The sequence below is a fragment of the Polynucleobacter sp. es-EL-1 genome, from assembly GCF_018687975.1.
GTDB lineage: Bacteria > Pseudomonadota > Gammaproteobacteria > Burkholderiales > Burkholderiaceae > Polynucleobacter.
The window spans coordinates 109,836-129,260 of the sequence record NZ_CP061310.1 but is presented as its reverse complement, the minus strand read 5'-3'; the positions used below and the strand labels follow the sequence as shown (position 1 = coordinate 129,260).

21 protein-coding genes and 1 tRNA gene are annotated in these 19,425 nt (G+C 45.1%); 13 read left to right on the top strand and 9 right to left on the bottom strand.

The features are described 5' to 3' along the window. The first annotated feature begins 9 nt into the window (after positions 1–9). Positions 10–1,035 (top strand): anthranilate phosphoribosyltransferase, encoded by a 1,026-nt coding sequence (trpD, locus tag FD974_RS00745; RefSeq protein WP_215364910.1) that lies wholly within the window; start codon positions 10–12, stop codon positions 1,033–1,035. Between the two features lie 8 nt (positions 1,036–1,043). Beyond that, the gene (gene trpC, locus FD974_RS00740) at positions 1,044–1,847 is read left to right on the top strand and encodes an indole-3-glycerol phosphate synthase TrpC (protein WP_215364908.1); all 804 of its coding nucleotides are present in this window, start codon (positions 1,044–1,046) and stop codon (positions 1,845–1,847) included. On the opposite strand, the gene FD974_RS00735 is transcribed toward trpC, so the two are convergent. Continuing rightward, positions 1,844–2,371 carry a hypothetical protein gene (locus tag FD974_RS00735; RefSeq protein WP_251374613.1) on the bottom strand — a complete coding sequence of 176 codons (528 nt, stop codon included), beginning with the start codon at positions 2,369–2,371 and terminating at the stop codon, positions 1,844–1,846. The two genes, trpC and FD974_RS00735, sit on opposite strands and share 4 nt — an antisense overlap. A 152-nt stretch (positions 2,372–2,523) precedes the next feature. Between FD974_RS00735 and FD974_RS00730 the strand changes: the two genes are divergently transcribed. Next, positions 2,524–2,874: a hypothetical protein gene (locus FD974_RS00730; RefSeq protein ID WP_215364904.1), complete on the top strand. Its 351-nt coding sequence runs from the start codon at positions 2,524–2,526 to the stop codon at positions 2,872–2,874. Between the two features lie 78 nt (positions 2,875–2,952). Here FD974_RS00730 and ychF read toward each other — a convergent pair whose 3' ends face one another. Continuing rightward, a complete protein-coding gene (gene ychF / locus FD974_RS00725) occupies positions 2,953–4,047 on the bottom strand; it encodes a redox-regulated ATPase YchF (protein WP_215364900.1) in 1,095 nt (364 codons plus the stop codon). A gap of 39 nt (positions 4,048–4,086) precedes the next feature. On the opposite strand from ychF, the gene FD974_RS00720 reads away from it, so the two are divergent. The 4 genes from FD974_RS00720 to FD974_RS00705 are packed head-to-tail and all read left to right on the top strand — an operon-like array spanning position 4,087 to position 8,631. Further along, entirely contained in the window at positions 4,087–5,361 is a 1,275-nt protein-coding gene (locus FD974_RS00720; protein ID WP_215364899.1) for an FAD-dependent monooxygenase, read from the top strand. Further along, entirely contained in the window at positions 5,354–6,070 is a 717-nt protein-coding gene (locus FD974_RS00715) for a DsbC family protein (protein ID WP_251374612.1), read from the top strand. Before FD974_RS00720 ends, FD974_RS00715 begins: the two co-directional genes overlap by 8 nt. Before the next feature lie 3 nt (positions 6,071–6,073). Then, positions 6,074–7,855 (top strand): M61 family metallopeptidase, encoded by a 1,782-nt coding sequence (locus FD974_RS00710; RefSeq protein WP_251374611.1) that lies wholly within the window; start codon positions 6,074–6,076, stop codon positions 7,853–7,855. Continuing rightward, entirely contained in the window at positions 7,855–8,631 is a 777-nt protein-coding gene (locus FD974_RS00705) for a uracil-DNA glycosylase (RefSeq protein ID WP_215364897.1), read from the top strand. Before FD974_RS00710 ends, FD974_RS00705 begins: the two co-directional genes overlap by 1 nt. Here the strand turns inward: FD974_RS00705 and FD974_RS00700 are convergent, their stop codons facing one another. Continuing rightward, positions 8,632–8,913: a hypothetical protein gene (locus tag FD974_RS00700; protein WP_215364895.1), complete on the bottom strand. Its 282-nt coding sequence runs from the start codon at positions 8,911–8,913 to the stop codon at positions 8,632–8,634. Positions 8,914–8,933: 20 nt separating this feature from the next. Here FD974_RS00700 and hemA point away from each other — a divergent pair, with 20 nt between their 5' ends. The 6 genes from hemA (at position 8,934) to FD974_RS00670 (ending at position 15,271) form a co-directional block, all read left to right on the top strand. Beyond that, positions 8,934–10,250, top strand: coding sequence for a glutamyl-tRNA reductase (gene hemA / locus FD974_RS00695; RefSeq protein WP_215364893.1), 1,317 nt, complete (start codon positions 8,934–8,936; stop codon positions 10,248–10,250). Then, entirely contained in the window at positions 10,251–11,330 is a 1,080-nt protein-coding gene (gene prfA, locus FD974_RS00690; protein ID WP_215364891.1) for a peptide chain release factor 1, read from the top strand. A gap of 9 nt (positions 11,331–11,339) precedes the next feature. Then, complete coding sequence (gene prmC / locus FD974_RS00685; RefSeq protein ID WP_215364886.1) at positions 11,340–12,203, top strand: peptide chain release factor N(5)-glutamine methyltransferase; 864 nt, start codon at positions 11,340–11,342, stop codon at positions 12,201–12,203. A gap of 110 nt (positions 12,204–12,313) precedes the next feature. Beyond that, on the top strand, positions 12,314–12,622 hold the full coding sequence (gene grxD / locus FD974_RS00680) for a Grx4 family monothiol glutaredoxin (RefSeq protein WP_215364883.1): 309 nt from the start codon (positions 12,314–12,316) through the stop codon (positions 12,620–12,622). A 45-nt stretch (positions 12,623–12,667) separates the two neighbouring features. Continuing rightward, a complete protein-coding gene (rmuC, locus tag FD974_RS00675; RefSeq protein ID WP_251374610.1) occupies positions 12,668–13,930 on the top strand; it encodes a DNA recombination protein RmuC in 1,263 nt (420 codons plus the stop codon). Positions 13,931–13,933: 3 nt separating this feature from the next. Beyond that, entirely contained in the window at positions 13,934–15,271 is a 1,338-nt protein-coding gene (locus tag FD974_RS00670; protein WP_215364878.1) for an MFS transporter, read from the top strand. Between the two features lie 11 nt (positions 15,272–15,282). On the opposite strand, the gene FD974_RS00665 is transcribed toward FD974_RS00670, so the two are convergent. The 6 genes from FD974_RS00665 to FD974_RS00640 all read right to left on the bottom strand — a co-directional run bounded on the left by FD974_RS00665 (position 15,283) and on the right by FD974_RS00640 (position 19,418). Continuing rightward, on the bottom strand, positions 15,283–15,951 hold the full coding sequence (locus FD974_RS00665) for a DUF5672 family protein (RefSeq protein WP_215364876.1): 669 nt from the start codon (positions 15,949–15,951) through the stop codon (positions 15,283–15,285). Positions 15,952–15,960: 9 nt separating this feature from the next. After that, a tRNA-Thr gene (locus FD974_RS00660) sits at positions 15,961–16,036 on the bottom strand. 18 nt (positions 16,037–16,054) lie between these two features. Continuing rightward, a complete protein-coding gene (locus FD974_RS00655) occupies positions 16,055–16,465 on the bottom strand; it encodes a ClpXP protease specificity-enhancing factor (protein ID WP_215366473.1) in 411 nt (136 codons plus the stop codon). Between the two features lie 30 nt (positions 16,466–16,495). Beyond that, a complete protein-coding gene (locus FD974_RS00650) occupies positions 16,496–17,107 on the bottom strand; it encodes a glutathione S-transferase N-terminal domain-containing protein (RefSeq protein ID WP_062307169.1) in 612 nt (203 codons plus the stop codon). Between the two features lie 95 nt (positions 17,108–17,202). Next, positions 17,203–17,976: a cytochrome c1 gene (locus FD974_RS00645; protein ID WP_215364873.1), complete on the bottom strand. Its 774-nt coding sequence runs from the start codon at positions 17,974–17,976 to the stop codon at positions 17,203–17,205. Positions 17,977–18,017: 41 nt separating this feature from the next. Next, a complete protein-coding gene (locus FD974_RS00640) occupies positions 18,018–19,418 on the bottom strand; it encodes a cytochrome bc complex cytochrome b subunit (RefSeq protein ID WP_215364870.1) in 1,401 nt (466 codons plus the stop codon). Positions 19,419–19,425: the final 7 nt, after the last annotated feature.

Genomic DNA, 19,425 nt, shown 5'->3' with positions numbered 1-19,425 from the left:
TATAGCCCTATGTCCATTACGCCACAACAAGCCTTACAACGTTGCATTGAACACCGCGAACTTTTCCATGATGAGATGACTGCAATGATGCGTCTTATCATGAGCGGCGAAATGCCACCGACTTTGGTCGCAGGTCTTTTGGTTGCATTGCGCACCAAAAAAGAAACTGTTGGAGAGATTGCGGCAGCAGCTCAAGTAATGCGTGAATTCGCTACCCCTGTCCATGTAGCGGACAGAGCCAACTTGGTTGATGTTGTTGGAACTGGTGGGGATGGCGCTCATACCTTCAACATCTCTACTGCCGCCATGTTTGTCGCAGCGGCTGCAGGCGCAAAAATTGCCAAGCATGGCAATCGTAGTGTGAGCAGCAAATCAGGTAGCGCTGATATTTTGGAGTCACTAGGCGTCAAGCTCACGCTTTCCCCAGAGCAAGTAGCGCAGTGTATTTCCAATGTTGGCGCAGGATTTATGTTTGCCCCAAACCATCATCCAGCCATGAAAAACGTTGTGCCCATTCGCAAAGATTTGGGTGTGAGGACCATTTTCAATATTCTGGGGCCGCTGACCAATCCGGCAGATGCCAAACGAATTTTGATGGGCGTCTTCCATGCGGATTTAGTCGGAATTCAAGCCCGCGTCTTGCAAGCGATGGGCATGGACCATGCGCTGGTTGTCTATGGTCGCGATGGTTTGGATGAAATCTCTCTTGAAGGTCCAACGCTAGTAGGCGAACTGAAGGATGGTGTAGTTCGGGAATATGAAATTCACCCCCAAGACTTTGGCCTTAAGACTGCGCCAACCAGCAGTTTTAAAGTTGCGGATGCTGAAGAATCTAAAGCCATCGTGTTAGATGTGCTGAATAAGACCCCCGGTCCAGCAAGCGATATTGTTTGCTTAAATGCTGGCGCTGTACTGTATGTCGCAGGTGTTGCACCAAGCATCGGTGAAGGTATTCAAATGGCTAAAGTCGCAATCGCCTCTGGCGCTGCTCGCGAAAAGCTAGATCAATTCATTGCTGCAACTCAAGGTAATTAAAGTCATTCATGAGCGATATTCTCGATAAAATTGTTGCCACCAAAAAATTAGAGCTTGCCGCAGATTCAAAGAAAGTTTCTTTAGGAAATCTGCGCGAACAGGCTCAAGAAAATAATCGCGATGCCTTATTAAAGCCCCGAGGTTTTATTCAAGCAATTGAACAAAAGATTGCGGCTGGCAAGGCTGGGGTCATTGCTGAAATTAAAAAAGCGAGCCCCAGCAAGGGAATCCTTCGTGAAAATTTCTTACCAGCAGAAATTGCGCAGTCTTATGAAAAAAATGGCGCTGCATGCTTATCTGTTCTAACCGATAAGGACTACTTTCAAGGTGCCAATAGCTACTTACAGGCTGCACGAGCTGCTTGCAATATTCCTGTTTTGCGCAAAGATTTTACGATTGATCCCTACCAAATCTATGAAGCTCGTGCGATTGGCGCCGATGCCATTCTTTTAATTGTGGCTTGTCTTGAGCTCAATCAAATGAAAGAGTTAGAGGCATGCGCACATGAACTTGGTTTAGATGTGCTCGTTGAGGTACATAACGCTCCAGAGCTGGAGCAAGCACTGGATCTCAAAACTTCTTTATTGGGAATTAACAATCGCAATTTGAAAACTTTTGAGGTCACCCTGCAAACAACGCTCTCATTGTTATCGATAGCTCCCAAAGAAAAAATATTAGTAACAGAGTCAGGCATTGCTACTCGCGATGATGTAAAGCTGATGCGCGATCATCAAATTAATGCATTTTTAGTCGGAGAGACATTTATGCGCGCAAGCGATCCTGGTGCCGCTCTCAATCAACTATTTAGTTAGCTTGCTTTAGCAGATTTCAGGTAATTTAAGCCCAGCTTAATAATTCCTATTAGAAGTACAGTGCCTAAAACATCGCCTAAGAACATCACTAAAAAGTGATTGAAGGCTCCTGCATCTTCAAGGCCTCGGATAGCAAACCACCACTGATGTAAGCCTGCACTTAAAAAGGCATAGATCAAAATACAGACAGTCAATTTAGGTAAGCTTAAGTCGCTTAGGTCAGGTGATATTTTGATATTAGTCAGCACAAATATTTTTGCTAAATAGGGGGCAAACCCTGAAATTAAACCGACTCCAATGCAGGTAATAAGCTCTGGTGGAAACTCGCCGAAATAGCAAATGAGAAATGAGGCGAAAGAAATGCCGATTGCTCCAGGCAGGCCAAAAATGAGAGTAAGAAATAAACGCAAGCCTGCTGGCAGGTAAATCCAATTAACGCCTAAGCCATAAGATAATTCGGATGCAAGCCAATTATTGAGATAAAAAATAACGGTATATGAAATTGCACTAAGCAAAATTCCCAAGGGTAATTCTGACCTGACCCTATTCATGTCTTAGCGGCTGGGGAATGTTTTTCAGGGGTAAAATTCATACTGTTTAGATCTTATTAAAGAATATACTTGAAAAAACTAGCCGAAGAGCTGGTGACTAACCACTCCCTGAGACATCAATTACTATGCCTAACACCAAATCTTCTTGCTACATTCGATTTTTGAATTTACTAGATGCGCTTGACCGCATGAATCCTGGAAAAAAGCTTGATTCTGTTGAGGAAAGTTTGCTCGATAAAATTATTCTTAGTTTTCATGAAAATCAATCCATCCTAGTTGGCGATCTTATTTCCCTATCTGAATTGGGCTCGCAAGCCACTCTTCATGGACGCCTCAAAAATTTAAGTGCTTTGGGTTATATCAAAATGGCTGCAAATCAAGATGGTCGCAAAAAAGAGGTTGTCCCGAGCAAGATGGCGTTGAAGCGATATGAAGAGCTCTCCAAATGCCTAGAGAAGGCAGTCAAGGTTAGCTAATTAAGACACTCTTTAATATCAGCCTAAATTAAAAAAGCCCTTAGTTCTTAAGGGCTTTTTTAATCGCGCATGAAAGAATTAGACGTTAAACAAGAAATTGAGCACATCCCCATCTTTGACGACATATTCCTTGCCTTCAGCGCGCATTTTTCCAGCTTCTTTAGCGCCAGATTCACCCTTAAATTGAATGAAGTCATCGTAGGCAATGGTCTGCGCACGGATAAAGCCACGCTCAAAGTCCGTATGAATAACACCTGCAGCTTGCGGGGCTGTATCACCCTTATGAATGGTCCAAGCACGAACTTCTTTGACGCCAGCGGTGAAATAGGTTTGCAGTCCAAGCAAGTCGTACCCTGCACGGATCACGCGATCTAGACCAGGCTCTTCCATGCCGAGATCTGCCAAGAACTCAACTTTATCCGCCTCATCTAAATCAGCAATTTCTGCCTCAATAGCTGCACAAACCGCTACAACAGGGGCGCCTTCTTTGGCAGCATGCTCTTTAACCGCATCCAAATGGGGGTTATTGGTAAAGCCATCTTCCTTGACGTTAGCAACGTACATGGCCGGTTTAGCAGTAATCAGGCACAGCGGTTTGAGTAATGCCTGCTCTTCTGGGCTTAAATTCATACTGCGAACTGGCTGGGCAGAATCCAAATGGGACTGAACCTTTGTCAAAACTGCCACCAGTGCAGCAGCTTCTTTATCATTTCCAGACTTGGCAGCCTTGCTAGATCGATTGAGCGTTTTTTCTACCGTTGCCAGATCTGAAAGAGCTAACTCAGTATCAATAACCCCGATATCTGCAATAGGATCGATCTTTCCGGCAACGTGGATGACATTTGCATCCTCAAAACAGCGCACCACATGGGTAATTGCATCAGTCTCGCGGATATTGGCCAGAAACTGATTGCCCAGCCCCTCCCCCTTGGAGGCGCCGGCTACTAGACCCGCAATATCGACAAATTCGACCGCTGCAGGCAAGATGCGCTCAGGTTTAACGATCTCTGCCAAGGCGGCGAGACGAGGATCAGGAACCTCTACCACCCCTACATTGGGCTCGATCGTGCAGAAAGGATAGTTTTCCGCCGCGATTCCAGCTTTGGTAAGCGCGTTAAAGAGGGTAGATTTGCCGACATTAGGCAGGCCGACGATGCCACATTTCAAAGACATGCCCACATTGTAAAGGGCTAGATTCGATATCATCGAGATATGTCAGAAGTTCAACACCATCAGCCTGCCAAAATAGCCAAAAAGCCCAGCTCGGTTCGACCGGTGGATGTGGTTGTCGTAGGTGGCGGGGTCTCTGGTAAGGCCTGCGCGCTTGGTTTGGCTCAACTTGGTCTACAAACAGCTCAAGTAGCTCCCGGAATTGAGAATTTCATAGCCGCCCCACAAGGACCACAATGGGGCCAAAGAATTTACGCCTTTTCTCCGAGTACCCAAAAGCTACTAGCCCGCTTACAGGTCTGGGATGCCATTGATCAAAGTCGCATGCAGCCAGTGCGCGATATGCGGATATTTGGTGATCGAGGCGATCAGCTCGATACGCTGCATCTTTCTGCCTTTGAGGCTGGAACACCGCTTTTGGCATGGATTGGTGAGTCGAATTTAATAGAACACACACTGGATCAGGCATCACGCTTTCAAAGCAAATTGGAGCGGATGGACGATAGCCTAGAAGATCTTGAGATCGATGCTGATGGAATCATGCTGCATCTTCACAGCGGGGCTTGCATACACACTAAGCTACTTGTAGCCGCCGATGGCGCTAACTCACCTATCAGATCCTTATTAGGAATCAGTCATAGCGAAGAAAGTTATCAACAAAGCGCGGTGGTGGTCAATTGGATTTGCACACGTGCCCATTTAGAAACTGCCTATCAATGGTTTTTACCTGGTGGAGATATTGTGGCCATGTTGCCATTACCCAATCAGCAAGTCTCTATGGTGTGGTCAACCTCACCAGAAAATGCCGCGTATCTTATAAAACTTAATCAAGATAGCTGGGTAACGGAGCTATCCTCTCTTGCTAATGGCGCAATTACGCAGACACTTGGGGAGCTTACGCTCAACTCCTTGCCAGCTGCCTTTCCATTGCGAAAAATGCGTGCTAGCCGCTTCATTGGCCCAGAGGGCAACCCCAAAGTAGCGCTAATTGGAGATGCCGCCCATGTCATGCATCCCTTGGCTGGACAGGGCCTAAATCTTGGCCTTCGAGATGTAGCAACACTACTGCATGTCCTTGGTCAGCGCGAGTCTTTCAGACCAATCAATGACAAGGTCTTGCTACGTCGTTATGAAAGACAACGTCAAGGTGATACCTCTGCATTACTTTGGGTCACCGACAAACTCAAGAAGCTTTTTTCAGGGACTAGTTCTACTGAAAAACAATTACGTAATTGGGGATTGGGCATTGTGAATCGCAGTCATTTTATTAAACAGCGTCTCATTGAGCGCGCTCTAGGAGATATTGATTTTGAATAAATCATTTTTGATCACGGTATTTTTAAGCGCTTTCTGTCTGCTGACTGGTCATGCCAGCGCACAAACAGAACAGCAAATTAAGACTGAGTTACAAAAAAGAATTGGCGGAGGCGCCAAAATTAAAAATGTGAGCCCCTCCCCCATCTCAGGCGTATATGAAGTTTTAGTAGGTAACGATGTCTTTTATACAGATGCCAGCAGCAAATATTTAATTCAGGGTGAGATCATTGAAATTGCCACCGGGAAAAATATTACCGAGCAAAGACAGGCCGACCTTAATCGCATCAAGTGGTCCGAGCTTGTGCCTGCTAATGCCCTTAAAGCAGTGCGCGGAAATGGTAGTCGGCAAATCGCCATTTTTTCAGACCCCAATTGTGGCTATTGCAAGCGCCTTGAAAAATCGCTTCAGCAACTAGACAACGTAACGGTCTATACCTATCTCATTCCGATACTCTCCGCAGATTCAGCACAAAAATCCAAACAGATCTGGTGCTCTGCAGATCCTCAGAAAGCCTATATTGATTGGATGATTAATGGAATCTCTCCTAGCGGAAAAGGAGATTGCGCCACTCCGCTAGAGAAAAATATGGCTTTCGCAAAAACCTATGGCATCACTGGTACGCCCACCATCTTTTTTACAGATGGCAGTCGTTATCCAGGCGCAGTACAAATTAGCGATATTGAAAAGAAATTTTCCACTCTCAAATAGACTATGAATGCCATTCAAACTGCAGATCTACCCGCCATTCAGTACACCATTTGGTCATCTGATCTGCATGGTCATCGTTTTGGCGTAAAGCTCAGAATCGAAAACCCTTCACCCGATGGGCAAGTTTTACAAATGCCAGCCTGGATACCAGGCAGTTATTTAATTAGGGACTTTAGTAAACACATTGAATCGATTGAAGCCTATGCAGTGGAGAACCCAAATCAGCCGCTGATATTAGAGCGCATCAATAATGATCAATGGCGCCTTCCTCAGATTTCAGGTCCAGTGGAGATTCTCACAACCATTTATGCTTTTGACTCATCAGTGCGTGCAGCATATTTAGATACCGAGCGTGCCTTTATTAATCCCAGCAGCTTGTGTTTGGCAGCAAAAGGGCAAGAATCTTTACCTTGCGCACTGGTTCTAATTCCACCAAAAGATGCCTGCAGTCATTCTTGGACAGTTCAAACAGGTCTCAGAGCCGCTAAAGTGGATGCACAAGGTTATGGTTTTTATTTAGCCAAAGATTATGACGATCTACTCGATCATCCAATCGCTATGGGGGAGTTTCAGATTGCCCAGTGGCAGTCAAATGGAACTCCACATGCGATGGCAATTCAAGGCTGTATCCATGAAGTAGATCTTGAGCGATTACAAGATGATCTACAAGCGATCTGCACCAGCACTATTGGTTTATTTGAGCCAAAAACAAAAAAGGCCCCATTTCAAAGTTATTTATTTTTAGTCAATGCCGTTCTAGCTGGCTATGGCGGTTTAGAGCATCGCAACAGTACAGCGCTGCTGTGCAAACGCGATCAAATTCCGCAAATGAATACCCCATTGGATGAATCAGCCTATCGTGAATTTCTAGGTCTTTGTAGTCATGAATATTTTCATGCGTGGCTAGTAAAACGTATTCAACCCAAAGCCTTTCAACCCTATCAACTCGATCGCCGAAACCATACTCGTCTGCTTTGGTTATTTGAAGGCTTTACAAGCTACTACGATGATCTTCAACTATTGCGCAGTAAGCGTATTGATCTCAAGACATATCTCAAGTTGGTTGCCAATAACTGGAATGGTATTTTGCGTGGCCCCGGAAGACTGAAACAGAGTTTGGCCGACAGCTCTTTTGATGCCTGGACTAAATACTATCAAGCAGATGAGAATACGCCCAATGCGGTAGTGAGCTATTACGGCAAAGGCGCACTGCTTGCCCTTGGACTCGATCTCAAAATTCGTGACTTCACCAATAATCGTCAATCACTTGATGACGTCATGCGCGCCATTTGGCACAAGCATGGAGTCACTCTAGAGGGAATCGCTGAGGATGGTCTAGATGCAATTGTGATGCAAGCAATTGGCAGCGGTTTCACCAAAACTTGGAACGAATTTAAAACTTGCTACATTTTTGGTAGTGAGGATATCCCCGTCCAAAGATGGCTTCCAAACACAATTACCGCTAAACCCAAATCCCATTCCAAGCTTGAGAAAATCAAGCTGCAGCTGGGCATGCGTCATACAGAAGTCAATGGCTGGCTTAAGGTAACCCATGTATTAGATGGTGGGGCAGCGCAACTTGCTGGCCTAGCTCCTGGCGACCTGCTTTCCAGCATCAACGGCGAACGCGTCACTACCGCACGCCTAGATAAAGTGCTTACTAGCCTCAATCCTGAGCAAGTACTGACTATTTGCTTTTACAGAGATGATCTAGAGCATGAGTGCATGACTGCATTGGATTTAAATCAACTGCCAGACCAGTTCGACCTCATCCCAACTGCGTAATGGCAATTTTTTCTGCAGCAGACATACCGGCGGACTGGCGGCAGTTACTAGGCGACTTTTTAGAATCAAGTGAATGGCAGCATCTTCAAAAGAATGTGCGGGATCTTATTCAAAAAGATGGTGAATTGATCTGCCCAATGCCACAGAATTTCTTTAGAGCTTTATCACTTACCCCACTCTCTACAGTGAAGGTGGTGATCCTTGGTCAAGATCCATATCACTCGCCAGGCCTTGCGCAGGGATTGGCCTTTTCTATTCCGAGCAGTATTCCGACAAATTCTCGGCAATTTCCAAGTTCACTTCGCAACATCAGCAAGGCATTAGCCATCGAGGGTTTTGGATCCCTGACTAATGGAGATCTACATCACTGGGCTGAACAAGGGGTATTGCTACTGAATACCGCACTCAGTGTCAAATTGGGTGAGGCGGGCAGTCATATCAATTTAGGATGGAGGCCGCTGATTGATCGGCTAATTCTTGATCTTGCCCAATCGAAGCCAAACTTGGTTTGGATGCTCTGGGGTGGTCATGCCCAGTCCAAGCTCCCCCTGATTGAGTCTGGAGAACACCAACTCATACTGCAGTCTTCCCACCCCTCTGGGCTGGGAGTCTATAAAACAGCTCAGCCTTTTTTAAAGCCTGGCGGCGCTGGAAGCTGTCAGCATTTCTCAAAAGCCAATACCTGGCTCTTGGAACAAGGTCAGACCCCGATTTCTTGGATAAGCCAAGGCAAAGAGGCCCTCACTCAAACCCCTCAATCAGATCTTTTTAGCTAGTCATTTTGCGATTGCAGCATAAAGGCCGCCTGCCAAACTTGCGGCGACAACTGTACTAAGCCACTCCAACATTTGCCCGGCTTGGAATAACTCTGTCATTTGACCTGCATAGGAGGCCAAGATAGAAGCCAGAAACCCAAGAAATATAGCCGTGAGGAACTGCTTGGCTTTGGGTTTACCCGACCTTTTCCCGGGGTAAAAAATCCAGGCAAATACCCCTGAGAGGCCACCAACCACGAAAAAAGCTAAAAACCCCATTAGCACCCCCATTAATACTGTCATCAAATCTATAATCAGCCATTATGAAGTTGTTGACACTCGGCATCAATCATCACACAGCGCCGGTCGCCATTCGGGAGAAGGTCGCCTTCGATCCTGAATTTCTCCAGGAAGCGTTACACGATCTTCGCCAACATCTCGTTGGCGCGAATCAAGCTGGCTTGCCCGAAGCGACGATCTTGTCAACCTGCAACCGGACTGAAGTCTATTGCGCAGCCAATGATGCTGATGCTGCTAGTCTTTTACATGAAGCCACTTTTGATTGGCTAGCCAAGACCCAGCAACTTGCCCCTAGCAGTTTAGAGCCGCATGTATATTCTCTCCCGCAATCCGATGCTGTACGCCATGCATTCAGAGTTGCCTGTGGTTTAGATTCCATGGTGATTGGTGAAACCCAAATTTTGGGTCAGATGAAAGATGCCGTGCGTACTGCCAATGATGCAGGTGTATTAGGCACTTATCTCAATCAATTGTTTCAAAAAACATTTGCTGTTGCCAAAGAGGTACGCGGCTCAACTGAAATTGGTGCCCACTCGATTTCCATGGCCGCAGCCTCAGTGCGACTTTCCGAACGGATTTTTGAATCTATCGCCGAGCAGCGTGTTTTATTTATTGGCGCTGGCGACATGATCACTTTGTGTGCCACCCATTTTGTAGCACGTAAGCCTAAGAGTGTGGCTATTGCTAATCGTACAATTGAACGTGGACAAGAATTAGCCGATTCGATTTCTATTCAAGATGTTGAAGCGGAATCGTTCAAACTCTCAGAACTTCCTGGCCGACTCCATGAATTTGACATCATTGTTTCGAGCACTGCATCGTCGCTCCCTATCATTGGTCTCGGGATGGTTGAGAGTGCGCTCAAACAGCGTCGCCATAAGCCCATGGTGATGATCGACTTAGCAGTACCCCGTGACTTCGAGCCTGAGATCTCTCGCTTAAATGATATTTATCTATACACGGTGGATGATTTAGGCGTGATGATTCAGACAGGAACATCCTTACGTCAAGCAGCCGTGAGTCAAGCAGAAGCGATCATCGAAGATCGCGTTGGTAACTTCATGCATTGGATGCAAGGTCGTAAGGCTGTTCCTCTCATTCAAGATATTCAGCAACAAGGTGAATATCTTCGTCAGCTAGAGCTTGATCGCGCCATGAAACGTTTGATGCGGGGTGATGATCCACAAGAAGTGCTTAACGCAATGGCGCAAGGCCTTACCAATAAGTTTTTGCATGGCTCATTACACGCCCTGCAGCATTCCAATGGCGCTGAGCGCGACGCCTTGATCAAGCTATTACCCAAGTTATTCGCCTCGCACTCCAAGCCAGAAGACCATTAGATGAAGCCCAGCATGCGGGCTAAGCTAGAACACCTAGACACGCGCTTAGCCGAACTCAACTCCTTATTAACTACCGAAGAGTCCACCAAGGATATGGACAACTATCGCAAGCTCACTCGTGAGCATTCTGATATTGCTGCGGTAGTTGAACAATTTGGTCTATATAAGCAGGCTGAAGCAGATGCGCAAGCGGCTGAGGAGATGCGTAAAGATCCGGAGATGAAGGACTTTGCAGATGAAGAACAAAAACAAGCTCAAGCCACCATGGAAGAGCTTGAAGGTATTTTGCAGAAACTACTATTACCAAAAGATGTGAATGACGAGCGTAATGTTTTCTTAGAAATACGCGCCGGTACGGGTGGAGATGAGAGCGCCTTATTTGCCGGTGATTTACTCCGAATGTATACACGCTTTGCTGAACGCCAGGGCTGGAAAGTAGAAGTGGTCAATGCTGCCGAATCGGATTTAGGAGGCTATAAAGAAGTAGTTCTTCGCCTGGTAGGTCAATCGGTCTACTCTAGGCTTAAGTTTGAATCTGGCGGTCATCGCGTACAGCGTGTTCCTCAAACTGAAACCCAAGGTCGTATTCATACATCAGCGTGTACGGTAGCAGTCATGCCAGAGGCTGATGAGTTGGAAGCTGTCAAAATCAATCCCGCTGAACTACGAATTGATACTTTTAGAGCATCAGGTGCAGGTGGTCAGCACATTAATAAAACTGATTCTGCAGTACGGATCACCCACCTACCAACAGGTACCGTAGTGGAATGCCAAGATGATCGAAGCCAACACCGTAACCGCGAACAAGCAATGAAGGTTCTTGTTTCTCGCATCATGGATGCAAGAGAGCGTGAAAAGCACCAACTCGAGGCTCAGACTAGGAAGTCTTTGATTGGCTCTGGTGATCGCAGCGATCGTATTCGTACTTATAACTTCCCCCAAGGGCGCATTACAGACCATCGCATTAACCTCACGCTCTATAAGATCGATGCCATGATGGATGGTGACTTAGACGACCTTTGCAATGCCCTGGCATCAGAACATCAAGCTGAATTACTCGCCGCACTTGGTGACAATTAATTAGCTCAAATGCGTGATCAGCAGGGTCTTGCCACAAACTCCTTAAAAGCATTATTGAGTTCATCCGCTTTACCGGGAAACGAAGCGCGCATCTTATTGGCACATGTAATAGAGACATACTATCAGCTGCCTCGCTCGGCACTACTTTCGCGCGATGATATGGAGCTGAATGAATCAGCATATCAGGCATGGCAGCAATTGGAACAACGCAGAATGCATGGTGAGCCGATTGCCTATATCCTGGGAAAAAAAGGGTTTCATGCGATTGAATTGATGGTTGCGCCTGGAGTGTTAATCCCGCGACCTGAAACGGAATTACTCGTGGATATCGCCTTAGATGAAATCGGGAGAATAAAGAGATCTTGTCAGATTCTGGATATGGGCACGGGTTCTGGTGCAATCGCTTTAGCAATTGCGAGCGCTTCTGCGCATAGTGCGATTGTCGCTACTGACCAATCTTCCGAGGCTTTAGCGATTGCCAAAATCAATGCCCAAAATCTTCATCTTGATAATCGTGTGCAGTTTTTTCAGGGAGATTGGTACGAAGCACTAACTCAGCATAGGCAATTTGATGTGATCGTCAGCAATCCCCCTTATATTGCCAATGTAGACCCTCACCTGACACAAGGGGATCTGCGGTTTGAACCAGCATCCGCCTTAACGGATTACGCCAGCGGCCTTAGTTGCCTAGAAACCATTATTTCAGGGGCTAATTCTCATCTTCTACCAGGCGCTTTACTCGCTGTTGAGCATGGTTTTGATCAATCAGATGCCGTTGTCTGCCTCATGAAGGATGCAGGCCTTCATGATATTCAAGTACATCTAGATTTAGCAGGTCATAAACGCGCTGCATCTGCTAGAAAAATGGCTTGAAGCTGACCCAAAAGGGATTAACCCTTTTTCTCAGATAGCCTTAAAATTGAGCCTAAGGTGATGCAATACCAAATTTAGCAGTATCGAAATTTACAAATTCAGGAAAAGATATGGATACCCAAGCAAAAATTCAAGAAATCGTCTCTAGCCACCCCGTTGTTTTATTCATGAAGGGTAACGCTCAGTTTCCACAATGTGGATTTTCTGGCAATGCGGTCAATATTTTGCGCTCATGTGGCGTAGACAAACTACATACAGTCAATGTATTAGAAGATGCAGAAGTTCGTCAGGGTATTAAAGAATTTTCCAACTGGCCAACCATTCCGCAGCTCTACATTAATGGTGAGTTCATCGGTGGCTCTGACATCATGACGGAAATGTTTCAAAGTGGCGAACTACAAAAACTGGTTAAAGCGTAATTTGCTTGGCGATTCTTTGAGAAGATTGCATCAGTGACTTTTGACTTGAGCTCTCTGATTTTATTTGGCCTGCCATTCGGTTTATGCGCAGGCCTTTTAGTCTATGCACTGAACTTACGTTCAGCTTTAGCTCGTACCGAACAGGCCAGGCAAGAAGAGTCAACTTTAGTGATTGCACTTCGCAATGAGCGTGACCAAGCTTTACAAAATGCCATTCGGCTTGAGGCAGAACTCGACTCCGAGCGTAAACAAGGTCTTGGAAGAATTGAATCTCTGAATGAAGCTAAAGAAGCACTCACTAGCCAGTTCAAGAATTTGGCTAGTGAAATCCTAGAAGATAAATCCAAACGCTTTACTGAACAAAACGTCGCTAACCTAGATGCTCTACTGAAACCTCTCCAAACGAAGTTGTCAGAATTTAAAGAGCAGGTTAATACTTCTTATGGCAATGAGGCGCGTGAGCGATTTGCTCTGAAAAGTGAGATTGAGCGCCTTGCCAATCTCAATTTACGCATGTCCGATGAGACCCGCTCGCTAACACAAGCCCTCAAGGGAGACTCTAAAGTCCAGGGTAATTGGGGTGAATTGGTTCTTGAGTCCATTCTTGAATCATCAGGCTTACGTAAAGGCGAAGAATACCTAGTCCAAGATAGCCATACTCAGATTGATGGCTCTCGCCTTCAACCTGACGTGGTAGTCAAACTTCCCGAAGGTAGAAGCCTAGTAGTAGATAGCAAGGTGTCCATAACCGCTTATTCTCGGCATGCACAATCAACAGACCCCATTGAGGCTGAACAAGAATTAAATGCCCATATTCAGTCTTTGCGCCAGCATATTCAAGGGCTATCCAGCAAAAACTATAGCGCCTTATATGGCATTGGCTCTGTAGATTTTGTGTTGATGTTTGTGCCCATTGAGCCCGCTTTTCTATCAGCCCTCAAAACGGCTCCCAATCTTTATCAAGAAGCTTTAGCAAAAAATATTGTTCTTGTTTGCCCAAGCACACTCATGGCCACCCTCAGAACTGTGGCGCACCTTTGGAGGCAAGATCATCAAAATCGCAATGCCCTCGAAATTGCCAAGCAGTGTGGCACGCTTTATGACAAATTCGTTGGCTTTGTAGACGACTTAGAAAAATTAGGTCAACGCTTAGATCAAGCGCAGACTAGTTATCATGACGCTTTTAATAAACTCAAATCCGGCAAGGGTAATCTGATTCGTACCGCTGAGAAAGTGCGCGAGCTTGGCGTTAAGCCCAGTAAGAATTTATCAACCCCTCTAATTGAATCTTCTGAGGACCCTGAATAAAAATTGACTGCTATTAGCGCAGACTCAGCTGCATCACCTCATTCCTATAAAAAAGTTGCTGTTGCGGCATGCTTTGGTACTTTTTTAGAGTGGTATGACTTCCTTACTTTTGCAACTTTGGCCGTTATCTTTGGACCACTGTTCTTTCCCTCCAGTGATCCCGCTACTGGGCTCTTAGCAAGTCTAGCCACCTTTGGTGTTGGTATGGTAGTAAGGCCTATTGGCGCGGCGATTTTCGGCAGTATTGGCGATCGAATTGGTCGCCGCCCCGTCTTTATGATTACCATTACCTTGATGGGTATTGCTACGGTCTGTGTTGGCTTTTTGCCAACCTATGCCCAGATTGGCATTTGGGCGCCAATTCTTTTAGTCTTCCTCAGGCTCTTACAAGGGTTATCTGCCGGCGGGGAAATTGGCGGTAGCGCCGTTTACCTCACTGAACATGCTGGTAGCTCTAGCCGCGGATTTAAGACTAGCTTCCTCCAGCTAATGGGTCCATTGGGTATTTTGGTGTCGACCCTGCAAATTGCTCTTCTGCAAAGCTGGTTGAGCCCTGAAGAGTTCTTATCCTGGGGTTGGCGTGTACCCTTTTGGATTTCGATCATCCTACTAATTGTGGCCTTTAAAGTGCGAATGGCTTTAGAAGAAACACCGATCTTCTTAAAATTAAGCCAATCAGATACCCGATCCAAAACACCGCTCAGAGATAACTTTAGAGATCCAGAAACCCGCAAAAGAATGTTTTTATTGTTCTTTTGTATTTCAGCAGGTGGTGCAGTCTTATTTTTTTGCGTCCAAGTCTACACCTCAATATTTCTCAAAACTATTGTGAAGCTGGCACCTCAATTGGTTGATCAATTGAGTGTCTATGCAACATTAGCCCTTCTACCTCTTACTATTTTTGCTGGCTGGCTCTCTGACAAAATTGGCAGAAAACCGGTAATTGTATCCGGGCTTATTCTAGGAGCCACCTTAATACTGCCAGCCTTTCACCTACTTCAAGAGATTGGCCAAACTACCACTTACAGTGCAGGATTTACATTCGCAATTGCAGGAATATTAATTGGTTTGTCAGCGATCCTTGGGCTTGTAGTTGGGCCACAAACTGCTTTACTAGCAGAGCTCTTCCCCGCCAAAACCAGAAATAGTGCGGCAACACTGCCTCATAACCTTGCTGCCGGATGGATTGGGGGGCTGCTTCCTTTAATTGTCACTTGGCTCAATCAGCATTGGGGAAGCAACACAACAGGACTTTGGTATCCAACGCTATTTTTAGCGAGTAGCGCCATAGTCGCCTTTTTTTATTTACCTGAAACTAGAGATGTCAGTCTTCAGAAGTGAACTAATGATAGTTACTGAATATTTTTAAAAATCATATCTCGCAGCCCTTTGCCATGAAACCCAAATGAGGTATCTAGATTTTGACCGTAGGATGCGCTTATGTACTCAACCGAAAATTGCGCAGCTAATTCAGGCATGGGAAATTTAATTCCTGCATTTATCATTTGATCGAAAAGAAAATGGCACAAGATTAAATCTTCTGATTTATTGGGAAAAGATAGGGCATCGAAATCAATCTTGGATGACTCAAGTAAAAGCCTCTTACTTCTTAGCGAAAATCCACCATTGCCAACACTATTTCGACTCAAATCCAGAGGAATATTGCCCGGCAGCAGCTTTAGATCCATTGGCCATGGTGCGCCAATGTAGTCATATTTAAGAAAATCTGGATTCCACTTACTAGCGTTAAGCACAAAACCATCTGACTGAACTACAAGACAAAATTCCGTGTCAATATGCTGATAAAGATTTCCAAGAATAAATTTACTATAGCCAACAATATCTAACCTCGGTATTCTTACCATTTCAATTTTGGGATCCGATGGCGTCCAGTCTTCCGAAGAAAAAAATTTGATGGATGCAAACTCAATATTGCAAGAGGAAATCTGCAATGCAAGCTCAGTCCCACTTAAATCTACGGAGCTGACGGCTAATAAAGTGACGTTTGGAAGGTGTAGCATGAATTTAGATGGTGCCCCTTGTCCGACTCGAACAGACCACCTACTGATTACAAATCAGTTGCTCTACCAGATGAGCTAAAGGGGCAACGAAGAATATTTTAACCTATTTCACAATCGTCAAGGAAGGTCTGCCGACTTTTGGCTTTTGGACTTCTCCAGGGATATCTTCTTTTGATTGTTTATTCGACTGCTGATGGTTTGGGTCAAATGGGAAGGACATTCCCTGGCCATTTTCCCGCGCGTAGATTGCTAAGACATGGCTTACGGGAACCATGATTTTTCTTGGAACCCCACCAAATCTAGCCTGAAAGCTAATCCAGTCATTATCCAAATTCAATTGATGGCAGGCTTCCAGGGATAAATTCAGAACAATTTCATTGTTCTTCACAAATTCCATGGGAACTTCTACGTTTTCATCCACGAATACGGCAATAAACGGCGTAAAACCAAAATCCGTACACCACTGATGTAGCGCACGGATTAGGTAGGGTTTATTGCTCGGTATCTCAGACATGCTCATGAAGGCGCCTGAGGAATGCACCGCTTAGCGGCGCATTACCTTTTCTGAAGGTGTTAATGCTTCAATGTAAGCAGGTCTACTAAAAATACGCTCAGCATATTTCAATAAAGCTGCAGCATTGCGTGATAGATCAATTCCATAATGCTCTAAGCGCCATAGCAAAGGTGCAATAGCCACATCAAGCATAGAGAACTCTTCGCCCAACATATACTTGTTCTTCACAAAAATGGGGGCTAACTGAGTGAGGCGATCACGAATTGCTAAACGTGCTTTTTCATGAACTTTTTCAGCAGCCTTACCTTTTTCATTCTCCAAGGCAGCTACGTGCACAAACAACTCTTTCTCAAAATTGAAGAGAAAAAGGCGTGCACGTGCACGTGCAACAGGATCGGGCGGCATTAATTGTGGATGAGGAAAACGCTCATCAATATATTCATTGATGATGTTAGATTCATACAAAATTAAGTCACGCTCAACCAAGATCGGAACTTGGCCATAAGGATTCATTACCGAGATGTCTTCAGGCTTGTTAAACAAGTCAACATCACGGATCTCAAAGTCCATGCCTTTTTCGAAAAGCACCAAACGGCAGCGTTGCGAGAATGGGCAATTTGTGCCCGAGTACAACACCATCATAAATTTATTTCCTTAAATATCTACTTCAATACTACAAACGCACAACAAACTGCGGCTTTATCTTTACTGAACTAATTGAGTCAAATTTGACTCAATTAGTGAATATCTTTCCAATAGGCTTTATTCAAACGCCAAGCTAACAAGGTAAATATTGCTAAGAAAATTAAGACAACAACACCCAGACGCTTACGCTGTAATTGCACTGGCTCTGCCATCCAAGACATGAATGCAACTAAGTCTGCAATATTGTCATCATATTCTTGGGGCTTCATGGTACCTGGAGTGATTTGCTCAAATCCGACAAATACTTTCTCCATGCGACTCGCATCATGCGGATCTTTGTGCTCTTCAAACTTAGCTGCACGCTCACCCTGCAGTTGCCATAAAACGTGGGGCATGCCTACGTTTGGATATACCAAATTATTCCAACCGGTTTGGGTGGTGTCATCTTTGTAGAAAGTACGGAAGTAGGTATAGAGCCAATCTGTACCGCGTGCACGTGCCTCAACTGATAAATCAGGTGGATTTTTACCAAAGAACGCCTTGCCTTCTTTTGGTGTCATGGAGATCGTCATGAGATCGCCCACTTTGGCATCATTCAAAATCAAATTGTCTTTGATTTGTTGGTCAGTTAGACCAATGTCGCGTAAGCGGTTGTAACGCATGCTTGAAGCTGCATGGCAGTTTAAGCAATAGTTCACAAATAACTTAGCGCCATTTTGCAATGATGCATTGTTGCTCACACGGTCAGGGGCAGCATCCAATGGGAAGCCACCTTCACTCGCATTTGCGGTCATACCAAAACCAAGAGCAAGAACCAAAGCTGACGCCTGGCAAACGCTTGTCAAAGTTTGAAGAATTCGTTTCATACTAGTTCCTAATTTCTCTTTGCTGTTATCTCAGGCGTCAATTAATGGGGCTTAAAAGTAACGCGGGTCGGAACTGGCTTAAAGGTGCCAAGCTTGCTCCAGAACGGCATCGCCAAGAAGAAGCCCAGATAATAAATAGTGCAAATCTGAGAAATCTTTTCAAACACTGGGGATGGTGGCTCAATACCCAAGTAACCCAAGATTACAAAGCACACGATAAATACACCATAGATATATTTATGGAACTTTGGACGATAGCGAATCGACTTCACTGGGGAGTGATCTAGCCATGGCAAGAAGAATAGGATTACGACTGAACCACCCATTATCACAACGCCCCAGAACTTGGCATCAAATGCGTAAAAACCGACAGCCAAAATAATCGCGATGGCTGCGCAAGCACCTTTAACTTTCATATTCTTCGTATTGAGAGCAAACAATCCCAAAATTACTGCCAAGAAAATCCATAAAGGCAGCAAGAAGTTTGTGGTTGTCGCACGTAACATGGAATAGAACGGCGTGAAATACCATACAGGCGCAATATGCGTTGGTGTCTCAAATGGATTAGCTGGAATAAAGTTATTGGCTTCTAAAAAGTATCCACCCATCTCTGGCGCAAAGAAAACAATCGCAGCAAAAATGATTAAGAACCCGCCCAAATACATTACGTCATGGACGCTGTAGTAAGGGTGGAAAGGAATCCCATCTAAAGGAATGCCTTTTTCATCTACGGTGTTTTTGATTTCAATACCATCAGGGTTATTTGATCCTACTTCGTGCAATGCAAGGATATGCGCTGCAACTAAACCAATTAATACCAATGGAATAGCAATCACATGGAAGGCGAAGAAGCGATTGAGGGTTGCGTCACCAACAACATAATCGCCACGTAACCACAAGGACAAGTCTGGACCAATCAAAGGGATCGCAGAGAACAAGTTCACAATCACTTGAGCGCCCCAATAAGACATTTGACCCCATGGGAGCAAATAGCCAAAGAAGGCCTCGCCCATCAAGCAAAGGAAAATTGCACAACCAAAGATCCAAATGAGTTCACGTGGCTTGCGATAAGAACCATAAATCAAACCGCGGAACATGTGCAAATAGACCACTACGAAGAACATAGATGCGCCAGTTGAGTGCATGTAACGAATCAACCAACCCCAAGGAACTTCACGCATGATGTACTCAACTGACTCAAATGCTTTGGCTGCGTCAGGCTTGTAGTTCATAACTAAGAAAATGCCGGTAAAAATCTGAATTGCCAATACAACAATGGAGAGAGCTCCAAAAATGTAGAAGAAATTGAGATTTTTTGGAGCGTAATACTCGCTCATATGCCGTTTGAAAGCATCGGTCACTGGCAAACGTGAGTCTACCCATGCCATGAGCTTCTGCGCTGCAGAAGCGTCCGCTGGGACTTCTTTTTCGTGAAACGCCATTTATCTC